At 43.5% G+C, this 12,802-nt stretch carries 8 protein-coding genes; all 8 read left to right on the top strand.

The window, feature by feature from the left end; genetic code table 11:
- The first annotated feature begins 102 nt into the window (after positions 1-102).
- The 8 genes from JKM87_RS17925 (at position 103) to JKM87_RS11615 (ending at position 12,636) form a co-directional block, all read left to right on the top strand.
- Positions 103-4,830: a VWA domain-containing protein gene (locus JKM87_RS17925; protein ID WP_202080547.1), complete on the top strand. Its 4,728-nt coding sequence runs from the start codon at positions 103-105 to the stop codon at positions 4,828-4,830.
- On the top strand, positions 4,823-9,013 hold the full coding sequence (locus JKM87_RS11645; RefSeq protein WP_202080546.1) for a transglutaminase domain-containing protein: 4,191 nt from the start codon (positions 4,823-4,825) through the stop codon (positions 9,011-9,013). The genes JKM87_RS17925 and JKM87_RS11645 overlap by 8 nt, the downstream gene beginning before the upstream one ends.
- Positions 9,013-9,612 carry a hypothetical protein gene (locus JKM87_RS11640; protein WP_202080545.1) on the top strand — a complete coding sequence of 200 codons (600 nt, stop codon included), beginning with the start codon at positions 9,013-9,015 and terminating at the stop codon, positions 9,610-9,612. Before JKM87_RS11645 ends, JKM87_RS11640 begins: the two co-directional genes overlap by 1 nt.
- Before the next feature lie 45 nt (positions 9,613-9,657).
- On the top strand, positions 9,658-9,798 hold the full coding sequence (locus tag JKM87_RS11635) for a hypothetical protein (RefSeq protein ID WP_202080544.1): 141 nt from the start codon (positions 9,658-9,660) through the stop codon (positions 9,796-9,798).
- A gap of 429 nt (positions 9,799-10,227) precedes the next feature.
- Complete coding sequence (locus tag JKM87_RS11630; RefSeq protein ID WP_202080543.1) at positions 10,228-11,010, top strand: hypothetical protein; 783 nt, start codon at positions 10,228-10,230, stop codon at positions 11,008-11,010.
- A 312-nt stretch (positions 11,011-11,322) separates the two neighbouring features.
- Positions 11,323-12,009 carry a hypothetical protein gene (locus tag JKM87_RS11625; RefSeq protein ID WP_202080542.1) on the top strand — a complete coding sequence of 229 codons (687 nt, stop codon included), beginning with the start codon at positions 11,323-11,325 and terminating at the stop codon, positions 12,007-12,009.
- Positions 12,002-12,421, top strand: coding sequence for a hypothetical protein (locus tag JKM87_RS11620; RefSeq protein ID WP_202080541.1), 420 nt, complete (start codon positions 12,002-12,004; stop codon positions 12,419-12,421). Before JKM87_RS11625 ends, JKM87_RS11620 begins: the two co-directional genes overlap by 8 nt.
- Before the next feature lie 29 nt (positions 12,422-12,450).
- On the top strand, positions 12,451-12,636 hold the full coding sequence (locus JKM87_RS11615) for a hypothetical protein (protein ID WP_202080540.1): 186 nt from the start codon (positions 12,451-12,453) through the stop codon (positions 12,634-12,636).
- Positions 12,637-12,802 lie beyond the last annotated feature (166 nt).

The raw sequence follows: 12,802 nt of genomic DNA, 5'->3' as shown, positions 1-12,802 counted from the left end.
GGACTGAAAGAACGTTCGTTTGATGTTGACACACTATGAGAAACTTGTATTTGCCATGAACGTGGCTAGAAGTCCAAATAATAGAATAGAGGAGGGGACCATGTGGGTCAGGTATCATACTTTCGTTTTAACAGACCACAGCTTATCAGTGCGATGCTGGTCTGTATGATGCTCTTGTCATCATTTTTTCAAACGGGTGCACTCGTTCAATCTGCATCAGCAGAAACGCAAGCCTCTAATGAGGACGTGCAGGGTGCCATTAATAATGCCTTTGACTGGTTAAGTAGCCAGCAAGGCGAAGCAGGAGAATGGGGCAGGAGTCCCTTAGACATCAGGTATACATCGGAGATCCTACATACATTGCAACTTAGCAATCACACTGAGTGGGAGACAGGCATAGGAGAAAAAGCCGTCGAATGGTTGCAAAATCAAGAACCGTTAAATCACGACCATCTTGCTCGGCAGTGGCCTTTTCTAGCTTCAGAAGAAAGATACACAGCGGCAGAAGCCCTGTTAACCTCACAAAATAATGACGGAGGTTGGGGCATGGCTCCGTATTACGAAAGCAATGTTTTGGATACTGCACTCATTGTAAACAATTATCTCAGTGTACAACCCGAGGATGTGGACCAAGCGTCCTTGTTTCAAGCCACTGAATACTTACTAGCACAACAAGATCAAGATGGCGCTTGGCGTTATCGCAGCCAGGGAGAAGCGTCCATACGCCTCACAGCACAACTTACCCTCACCTTAGACCGACTGCATAGACAGTGGGATTCATTACATCCTTCGGAAACGACAACCTTAGATCAAACCCAATTACAAGCCGCTATCTTAGACGCGGCCGCCTATTTAGCTTCGAGTGATGTTGAATCTCACATTCACACCTTTGAACACCCAAGAGAAACCTTACTCGTCCTAACGGCTCTGTTAAAGACAACCGGGCTTGACGATCGTGAAGCCGTGGTGGCACAACTCCTTGAACAGCAGCAAGAGAACGGGAGCTGGGATGACGATCTATATATCACCACCTTGGCGACACAATTCTTACTCTTGCAACCCAACAATGACCTCGTCGTTCATGACCTTTTACTGTATCAATCAGAGGAGAGACCCGAAGAGGAGACCGCTATAGACTCTCAAGATGAGAGAGCATCGGAGCCAGAGCCTACAGCTGAGGAAGCCTCACTAGTGGAAACGGATCAATTCGAGGCCTATGATACCCTCATCGCGGATGCTCTCTACGATAGCACGTCGCCAGTTCAGGTCAGTTTATGGGTACAGGATGACGAAGGTCAACAGTATCCCTTGCCAAAAGAAGGCGACCGCTACCATTGGTCTGTGTTAAATGCTGAACCTGGAGAATATGAGTTGACAGCCGTTTTTAAAGATGAAGAGACGGGTGTCCTTATCGAGAAAGTGACGAAAACATTTACCGTCCAACCTACATTTAAGTGGCAGAGCGTCACCGTGACATCTCCACGTCAAGCCGTCGTGAATGAGGAGGTTGACGACGTCACGATCACCTCTTATCTGTACCCAATGACGAATATTGAGGGCACACTGACGATACAAACACACGTGTTTGATGCAAATGGGGAAACCGTCACTGAGGATCGGACGACGTATGAGCATGGCATCAGTTCAGATACAGTGCTCATCTCAGGTCCCGTGTTTGAGCCGGACGTGAGTGAGGCACAAACATATACGATCGAAACGCGCTTGCTTCATGAGGATCAGGAGATATTCGCTGAGACCAAACGATTCGACGTCCATCCAGAGCCAATTCCAGCAAAAGTGGAAGCGCGACAGGAAATAGAGGATAAAACGATTCACCCTGAGGAAGACGAGCTTCAGGTACAGTATGAGGTTGAAGGCATAGGGCGAGCGCTAGAGAATACACGGGCCCCTGTTGATCTCGCCTTAGTTTTAGACAGCTCGGGGAGCATGGCCTGGGGAGATACGGATAATGTCAGGGCGACACCGAGCCGTTTCGATTATGCCATTGAGGCATCCAAGCATGTCGTGGACTTATTAGAGAACGAGGATCGGGCGCTTGTGGCACAATTCTATTCCTACTGGACGTATTTCCGTCAAAGTCTGACAAGTGACAAAGATCGCTTGAAAGGCGCGCTCGAAAATTTACGTCGACCTTATGGTGGCACGCCGATCGGCTATGCCATGCGTGATACGAGAAGCAGATTGCTGAAAAACGGTGATCCAGAGCATGATAAAATCATCCTTCTTATGACTGATGGTGCCGAAAGTTACGTATCAGATTCATACCTGATTAATCAAGCACGCTATGCAGCGAACGCTGACATAACGGTCCACACCATCGGACTAGGAAGTGGAGCGGATCAAACGATACTACAGCGCATTGCAGATATCACGGGTGGGACTTATCGCTTTAGCCCGACGATGGAAGAGTTGGAAGAGATGATGGTCGAAATCGGAGACCAGATTTTTAACGTGTCTGGACGAGACGTGACCCTAAGAACGACCTTGCCATCCTATGTCACATTGGATGAGCAGCAAACATCGCCTTCACCAACCAACGTTGAGACACACGACAACGGTGAAGTCACTGTAGAGTGGACCTATGATGTGATCACATTTGAACAGCTAGAGTCTATCACACTAGCGTTACAAACCAAGGATGTCGACCCATCCACCGAAGTGGTCGCCACCAAGGATACGGCGCTCACATATATTGATGTGGACGGCTATTCTCATACACAATCCTTACCTGACCTTAAGGTTCAAACAACCGGAACACTAGGACTCGGAGTGACAACGTCTGAGACCACACTCTACCCGGATGATGAACTACAAGTCGACGTGACAATAGAAAACGATACGACAGAATCCAAGGATGTCACCTTGGAAGTGGACATCGTGGATGAAGAGGGAACGAGCGTTGAGGCATTGACCTCAGAAGTCATCACGATTGAGGGGCATCACAACATAGAACAGGCGTATACCTGGTCAGTCGGTCAAACCTACACAGGTCAGTATGAACTCGTCGTTCGTGCCGAGGAAGCAGACGGAACGTTTGTCGAACGCGTCATCCCAATCACAGTTCAGGGAGATGGCACCGTTGATCTAGACATACACACTGACCAAGCCCACTATGCACCAGGTGAACCTGTCACTGTGACCAATGTCCTGAATAATACGAATCAAAATGACACGTATGATCAGATCAAGGTCCAAACGCGATGGCTGACGGAAGACGGTGAGATAATCACAGCACAAGAACGAGACATCTCCTTATCAGCTGAGGATAGGCGTGAGGTCGCCTTTACATTTGAGGAAACGAACAGAGCTCCCGGGACATACACGCTTCAAACTGAGGTGTGGATCGATGATACCCGCCACACGACGAAAGACGTGACAGTCGTCATCGAAGAAACGGATCAGACGTATGTGGGACTCGCAGGTGACCTGTCAGTGGCTGAACGTCAATACTATATCGGACAGGAAGCTGAAGTGACTTACACGCTCACTAATAACGGTAATACAGATATCGAGGACATTCCCGTGCATTTATATGTACTCGATCCAAATACCGAACAAAAGCGAGAAGAGATCACCAGTACCGTATCTTTAGAGCAGGGTGAAACGTTGGAGCATGAGGCCCTAATCCCAACCACACAGCTCGACGCCGGTGACTATCTCCTTTCGTTACAGGTTCAACGTCCAGACGGGGAATGGCTAAATCTGTCCACCACAGGATTTATACTCGAAGTAGGCTTAGAAGCGGATCTGAAGGTCACATCGGAGACACGCATGCTCTTATGGACCGAAAGTGGGGAGGACAAACTCGCCTCAACGTTCACTGAACTCGGCGCCACAGTGAAGGTGGTTCGTGACGAAGAAGCCTTCCTTACAGCCTTACGCTCAGGTGCTTATAACGTCTACGTTTTACAAGACAGCAAGCGTCCGTTAACCGCTCAACACGATCAAGAGCTGCTCGCTCAACTGCACAAGGGACAAGGGCTTATGGCGACAGAGGACTTTAACCTGGCAGACTTTTGGGTTTATGACGTCTTCGATCGTCCAAAGCCATCTCAATCCGGGCAGGACAAATCGACGCATGATAATCACTGGGACCCTACGACGTATGGCTGGGGAAAAGCCGCTTATCTCAACGCATCCATGCTACGCATGGCTGACGAAGATGACGTAGCTTTCCACAAAGAAGCAGAGCGTGTCCTACAACACGTGTCACCGAGGGAAGTGAACAAGGAGACAGGTGGACACACAACGTACGCTGTTAAGCTAGAAGCAAAAGGCGCTGCACTCCATACAAAAGTGGAGATTTCTTTACCAGAAGAAGTGCAGATCTTAGACAGCGGGGACTTCATCCAGCAGGATCACACGCTTCAGTGGACAGGCACTGTTCCTGTAGAACCCCAAACATTAACCTTCGTGACAACACAACCGATGGAAAAAGGGACGTATCCAGTCACCATCTATCCGGCGTTTGAAAACGAAGAAGAGTGGGTCACCTTAGATCCGACCACGATCTCTATTGATGTTCAAGTCGGGCGTGATGCGCTATTACACCATGCCATTACGGCGTTAGATGAAGCACAAATCAAACAAGGTCAAGGACAGATCAATCGTACACTCGAACAGCTCAGAGCAGAACAACAGTCACCAGCCCAGACGATTCAAGGATTAGATGAGCGCATCACATCCATCGTCAAATCACTTGAACTTCTAACGAAGGACGACGGGCAGGAGGAGACACGTCTACGATTGGAGCAGCTTCTTGCCTATCTACAGCAAAAACGGTTCCTGGAGGTAGAGGTCAATGATTAACCCGCGTCACACATCTGTTAAAATTCTGATTTTAACGATCCTAGTCTCGTTCTTTTTCACCTTTGGCTTTCCAAGTCATCAGCTGATTGCCTCTTATCACATGCAAGATGCGATGGCACAGCAAGCGTATTTTGCACAGCACAATACACAGCAAAATGAACAGCACGTTATGGCTCAATCGGGCCATAACGCCGCTGATTTATCCGTTCTTGGTCAGCTCGCCGAACAGCTTGCGACCGAGTACAACGCATTAGAGCGAGGGTGGGAACAACGTGATTATGCCGACGTACGCCGATCCATCCAATCGATACAAAAAGAGGTCAAAGAAGCAAAGAAGGCCCTAGTCCAAGAATGGAAAGAGCATGAAAAAGTTTTACAACAAGCGGGCTCAAGCGTAGGGAAACGACGTTTAAAAGAGAAAAGAGCCGAAATCGATGATCAATTTGCCACACTAGAAGCGACGTTAGAAGAAGTCGCCACGTATGTGGAAGAGGTGCAATCGGAGGATAAAAACAAAGCAGAACAAACCCAAAAAGACGCATCGGAACAAGCGTCAGCTGATGAACAATGGGCGCAGAAGCTTAACGCCTTAAAGGACATACTGGCGCCAGAAGTGCCACATGAGTTACTTGGCAACGAGCTCCCTCATCGCCAGTTCGACGCAGAGCCTGAGACTGTGATCCTTGGGGAAGACATGGAGACAGCTCAGGTTGAGGCTAGTGCTACTGACATCGACTATACAGAGTTAGCTGAGCCGACGGATGCAGATTTACAAGAAACCATAGAAACAACCTGGACAGAAGAGATCGTATCTCTGGCTGATGACCTGGGCAACGACCCACTTGCCATCTACGAATTCGTTCGTCACGAGATCGACTTCCAGCCGTACTACGGTTCACGTAAAGGAGCGTTTGGGACGTTTGAACAACGTAGCGGGAACGACTTAGACCAAGCGTCGCTCTTAATCTCTCTTTTGCGTTACCACGACATTCCTGCTCGTTACGCTCATGGCACGGTTGAGATTCCGATCGAGCGCGCGATGAACTGGGTGGGGGCAGAGACCCCCGAGGCAGCAGCCAAAATCCTGGCCTCACTAGGGACACCGGTTCGCTCTATCATCTCTGGTGGCGAAATAACGGCCATCCAAAAGGAACACGTGTGGGTTGAAGCGTACGTGCCCTATGATGAATATCGTGGTATCGGTGAGCGAAGCGGCTCAAGCACCTGGGTACCTCTTGATCCGACCTTTGTCCAGAAAGAGTATGTGGAAGGGCTAGATTTAGAGCGTCAGCTTGATGTGGATTTTGAGGCTGTGTTTGAGCAGGTTCATCTAGGAAGTGAAAGATCTGGAGATGGTTTGACCACATCCAGAGTACCTGGACAAATCCTATTAGACTCTTTTGAAACGGAGTACGATAGACTACTAGACTATGCAGAAGCCACATTACCAGATGACCAAGGGAATTTCGTTGATGTTACTGGTGGATGGGTGACCGTTGATGAGAGATTAGGCTTTTTGCCATTGTCTTTACCTTACTCAACGACGCAGGTAAAGGGGACATTTTCAGTAATACCAGACCAACTTGCTGAAACCGTCAGATTTACCATTCAAGGCGGCAGTCCTTTTCAACTAAACTGGAACGGTGCCCTTGATTTCGATTATATCAATCGAGCGGCTGAACTATACGGTAAAAAAATCACGTTATCCTGGGAACCAGCGACAGAAGATGATGAACAAGTCATTGAAGCTTATGGTGGTCTGTTTGAAACGCCTGTATACCTTATCAAATTAACGCCTGAACTGAAGATAGACGGCCAGACAGTAGCATCAGGAGAACCTGTTGGGGCTGGATACCGCCAAGCGTTCAATATCCACTTATCTGCCCCAGGTATTGGAACGGAGAAGGCAGAAAATACAGTTACGACAGGTGGATACTATGCAGTAGGATTAGACTTTGGCTCGGTCTCCAGTCATCAACTAGAGGGGCTACAGAAGCGGATGGAGGCGGTGTCTCAGACGGCTAATGAAACTTCTGATCCATATTCAGAAGGAATCATGGGGGAAGTCTTGCACGGCATCGTTCAGACCTATCTATCTCAAGTTCAAATGAGTCAGACATTTTTAAGTGGACAACATAAAATCCATTTCACTCATTTATTAGGTGAAACAACCACTGGATATGAACCCCAGGTTAAATATTTCCTTCTGAGTCCAGTCCAGATGTCACAAGGTGGATTATTTGTAGACGTCAATCGCAATGTCCTTACTGTGAATAGCTTTAATGGGAACGAAGCGCATGAAAAAGCGTTTATGGTTGCAAGCGGGATGATGGGCTCAGCCTTGGAACACCATATCTTTGAACAAACGGTCGGGGTGCCATCCGTCTCAACGATCAAGTTGTTTCAGATTGCAAACGAACGTGGCATCCCAACCTATACAGTAACCGAAGAGAATATCGATCGAGTACTCCCAAAACTTAATGTCAGCTCCATCGTCAAACAAGATATATTAAGCGCAATCGATAAAGGACATCACGTGACGATTCCAGGTGAAGACATTCAATTTTTCGACTGGAAAGGTACAGCATACATTGTCCTTGATCCAGAAACGGGTGCGGCAGCGTACCGTATCGGTGGGGGCATCAATGGTGGATCAACAGCCTTCATCATTGACCTAGCAACGATCATCACCATTTTGGATGCCATGATCGGAATTCTCACCACAGGGGTTCTAATCTTAAGTGGTGGTCCAGCTACCGCTATTGGCTTAATACTAGGCTTAGGAATGTATTTTTATGCTGCTCACCTCAACAGTATACTAGAGGATTACTACAGGTATGGCAATGAAGAAGCAGGAGAGGCCATCATCTCAGAAGCAAAGCTAGCGATCGCCTTCTTTATGATCCCGTATCTCCCTAAACTGTTTCGAGCGGCTAAAGCCAACATCGATCAACTCATTAGCAAAACGTTACGGTTCATTGACGAATCCAATCCTGGCATTGTACATCGGTTTGCCGAAGAAGGATTCAGTGATGCTCATATTTATATGTTGGCTCAAAATTCCGGAACAAAAGAATTAGAGAACATATATGAACTAGCATCAGACCTTAGAAGTTTGAATGTAAACCACGATGTTATCGAGATCGTATCGAGAAATGGTATAGAAGATTTACAGAGCCTCAAGTCTTTACTTAACGACGGTATCAATATGAATCAGATAGAATCCTTCCTAACAGATGGGATTCGTGCAGAGGATATCCTCTATATAACAAGACATGGCATCCAGCCTGAAGCGTTTATACAATATGGCATTAGGAATAGTGAACAAGCAAAATCTGTAGTAGAATTAATAAGAGGCCATGTAGCACTAGACGATATTCGCTTCTTCGCCAATAACGAGGTGACACCTAGCCAGCTTAAGCATCTTGTTCAGAACCTAAACGGATGGCCGTCAGCGAAGAGACTTATAACTGATTACAGCTATACGTTTAAGGACATCAGAAGAGCGTACCTAATCGATACGAAAAACATAGATGATCTCCTGACTCTTGAAAATACTACAAAAGCGGATGGGACAAAAAGGTACCCGTATGTTAGAGAATCCCTTGGAAACATTGAGGATTTGGGTAAAAAATTTACGGTTAAAAATCAAGTCACAGTAGAAGGAAGCCCAACAGGCCTGTTATCTGAGGAGATGGCTAACCGTATTAGTAGAGAATTACTGGATCGAAGCCTTACAATAAAGCAACTACAAGATGCCGCCATCATGCGAGATTACCGAAATAGAAAAGGGATAGTCGGAGAAGCATTCACTGAAAATATAGCCAAGCGTGTATTGAACTTAGATGATGTGAAAAGAGACGTTGATATCGTTGTAAATGGGAAAGCAGCTCAATTAGACGTGATAGGAGTTGACAACCAGAACCTAATATTATTTGAATCAAGAAACTATGCCGAAGGGTCATTTAATAGACATTTGAAGGACACAGCTTACTTTGAAGAGGGTGTTCTAAAAGACATTCGTAGATTAGGTATTGCAGTAGATAAATATAAAGACAAACAAGTTGTTTTCACCTATATCTTCACAGATGATTATTACGACCCGAGATTAGGAGATAAACTAATCAAAGCATTTAAGAAGGAAGGTTATCAAATCAACATTATTCATTGGAGGTATAAGTAATGGTAGAAGACTATTCAGTATCTAGTATTTGTTATTACGAAAAACAAAAAAGCGTAGATGAATGCTTACAATTAGCTGTGGATTTTAAAGAGTTGGTACAGGACGAAATGTTATTTGAGTACAAACTGTATGAATACAGTGATTTAAGAGAGAAAGAACTAAATGAATATCCGGATATGACGGCAAAGTACAAATATGAAGACATAAGTTCAGTAGATTCTTTTCAATTGAAGTATAATCCCTCGCATTTCTATTGTGCAACTATAGGAGGAAACTTTGTAAAAAAAATTGAAAAAAAACTAAACCTAAATACATTATTTATCAGAATTTTTCATAATAGAATCCGAACCTTCACAATGCCGGAAGAAGGAGAATATTTCGTTCCTAACCTAGGAACGAATAATAAGCAAGTTAAAACGGAAGAAGTCATTGAATCACAAGAAAAGTTCCTAGCCCAACAGCTCAGAATGATTCAATTAACTGAAGTGAAGTGTCATATTGCTCAGCGTTCTGTAGGAGATATTATAGAAGAAGTACCATCAGATACAATAGATGATTTAGAAGGTAGTTTTCTATACTCAGCTGTCCCACCAAAATAACACTGGTTCGTGTACTTAACAGAGGGTGTGGAAACAGTATTTGAGATGCATGAAGATATGTTTGCCTACGATTTCCATCAAGGACAGCTATGGGTCAACCCGAATATTGTGGTGGGTGATGTCCAAGGTGTGATTGACCGAGTAAGTGCGCCAGGGTACAGCTACGAGCAAGAGTGGGAAGAGTAAGTTAAAGCCGAAGGCTTAAGCTAAAGATCAAGCCAAAGAAGAGCCTGGTTCAAGTGTTCTTCTTTGGCTGTTTTTTTGGATGATATACTTCTCAATTATAGCTCGAAGGGCTGAATCGTTTGAGCCACTGTTTGATGATAGCGCATTTACCTTGCAGCAAAGCTTTCCCGAATCTGAAGGAATGAGCGTATGCGGAGCAGATCACCTGAAAGAGAAGCTAAGCGAGTGCGTTCAGCAGGGAAAACGGACAGTATGGCGTACATATAGGAAAGGTAAACAGGGCGAGAATCAAACAGTGATGAAAATTGTATATCTTCCCAGATGATTATTACGACCCGAGATTAGGAGATAAACTAATCAAAGCATTTAAGAAGGAAGGTTATCAAATCAACATTATTCATTGGCAAATCAAGTAAGGAGGCTTACAAAATGCTAGAAAAATATGCTGTTAGTTCTGTATGTCACTATGACGTAAAGCGTGTGCAAGAGTGTCTGCAAATGGCTGTAGATTTTAAAGAGTTGGTACAGGATGAGAAATTTTTCGAGTATAAATTGTATGAATACAAAGATCTTAGAGAAAAAGAACAGAAAGAGTATCCTAGTATAATCACTAAATACACGTATAACGATATAACTTCAGTAGATTCCTTCCAACTTCAATACGATTCTTCGCATTTTCGTTGTGTAGTCATTGAAGGAAATTGTGCAAAAAAATTTGAAGGAATCATTAGACCCCAAACTTTATTTATAAACATACATCAAAATAAAATTCACACACACACCATGCCAGAACAAGGCCAGTATGTCGTACCGTATTTAGAAACAGATGATGAGTTTATTAAAACGGAAGAAGTTATAGAATCGCAAGAGAAATACTTAGCCCAACAGCTACGAATGATCCAACTAGCAGAAGCGAAGTGCCTTATCTCTGAGAGATCAGGGCTCGATATCTTAGACGAAGTAAAATCTAATTCAAAAGAAGGGCTAGAAAATAATTTACTTTATTCGCTTGTTCCACCAAAATACCACTGGTTCGTGTACTTAACAGAGGGAGTGAAAACAGCGTTTGAGATACATGAAGATATGGTTGCCTACAATTTCCATCAAGGACAGTTATGGGTCAATCCGAATATTGTGGTGGGTGATGTCCAAGGTGTGATTGACCGAGTAAGTACCCCAGGGTACAGCTACGAGCAGGAGTGGGAAGAATAAGTTAAAGCCCAAGCCGAAGGCTTTAGATAGACATTAAGTGTAAACCAAAGAAGAGCTGCCAACAGACATATAGACCCAAATGACTACGCTCGTTATGGTATCATTAACCGTACAGAGGCAACGTGGGTAAAACGATACATCCAAGAAAAAGGCTTCAGTCCTGAAAACATACACCAGCTGTTTGATAGAAGAGTCCATCTGAACTTGAGAGATTAAGAGTTAATGGTCCAAGTCAGGTAGACAACTTTATAGAGGCGGTGGAAGCAGGGGCACACCGTTCAGCACATCTCAAAGAATCATTTCAAGAAACTCTTGATAATATTAAGAAAACATAATATTTCTCTTGAAGACTTTAACCGAATACGCAGAACAAGTATTGACAAGCTTACAGATACAGAACTAGAAAAGATTATTCGAATAAGATTGGATGCAGAGTTTCCTGAACCAACTACAATCATGCAAAAGGTGATCAAGCCAAGTGACTTCGAACATTATTTTAGTGGAACATATAACATACGGGGCTTTATTACAAGAGCCCAAGATGTAAAACACCTTGATACACCTGAAGAAATCATTGATGGTTTAGCTTTACATTATAAAACTGTAGAGGAGTATGGGCAAAAAGCCTATAATTACAGTGACTATTCAGTAGGGGCTATAAGATTTCCTGCTGTCGATATTTCAAAAATAAATATCCCAATTGGCGGTAACAAGCAAGTTGATAAACAAAGGATTGAAAATATTTTAAATAAGCTTAATGATAAGACTAGAGAAAGAGTTCTATTACATGTTGATGGTCGTCCATATACTGGTAATGGCACAACTTTAAGCGACAATTTTGTTGTACCAGAATTTATGTATGTAGAAGGTTTTGAAAGAGAATTAGTAGCAGGTACCGAGATATATGAATTTACTAGAACAGGTCATAAAGTGCTTGTAGCCTTCTATAACTCTGAAAAAAAATTAATAAAAACTTTTAAGGGGATTAATCATGTATGAATTAGGAAATGGTGAATACGCTATATACAAAAATAAAATCTATAAATCCTCGTATGCTGTTTTAGAAGGGATAGTAAATTTATTTTCATCTGATCCACAAGATATTAATATTGGATTTATTGAAAAAAAGCATCTAGGGGAAACGTACTATTTAAAAACAGTGAAAGTTGAGGAAATAGACAAGATTTATTATTTATTTTATAAAGCTGTTTACAAAGGAAAAGAGGTTGGAGTATCAAGAGTAACTGAGAATGGAAAATATGTAATTTTTCAAGGAGAAAATCAATTTGGAAAAAAATATAATTTTTCTTTTATTGAGCCTGGTGTTTGGGAAAAAGAAGTCTTAAAAGAAGAATTAGAAAAAATATGGAAAGAAAAAAGTCATATTTTTGAGTCGATCTTGAAGAGCTAGATGATGTATATGTAATAAGGTCAAAAGCTTTGTATAAAGGAAAAGAAGTTGCAGTCGATAAGTTCAAAGATAAAATTATTATCTCTCATGGTGATAGAGATTACTGTAAAGAGAATGGGTTCACATACATTGATAGAGGATACTGGCAAAAAGAGGTAAAGGGAGATGAGTTAGAAAAAGTATGGCACGAGAAAAGTGGTATATTGGGATTTTAAAACGAGCTACACTTTAGAACTTATATGATGCACCTAAAGCGAACACGTTAGGTTGTTCACTTTAGGTGTATTTCTTTTCAGAATTAAGCGAACTTCCAAATGGAACGGTAGGTGATGACCAAGGAGTGATTGACCGAGTAAGTGCGCCAGGATACAGCTACGAGCA

This window comes from Caldalkalibacillus salinus, assembly GCF_016745835.1.
Lineage (GTDB): Bacteria > Bacillota > Bacilli > Caldalkalibacillales > JCM-10596 > Caldalkalibacillus_A > Caldalkalibacillus_A salinus.
Note: the sequence above shows the minus strand (reverse complement) of the source record. Positions and strands in the feature narration are given on the sequence as shown.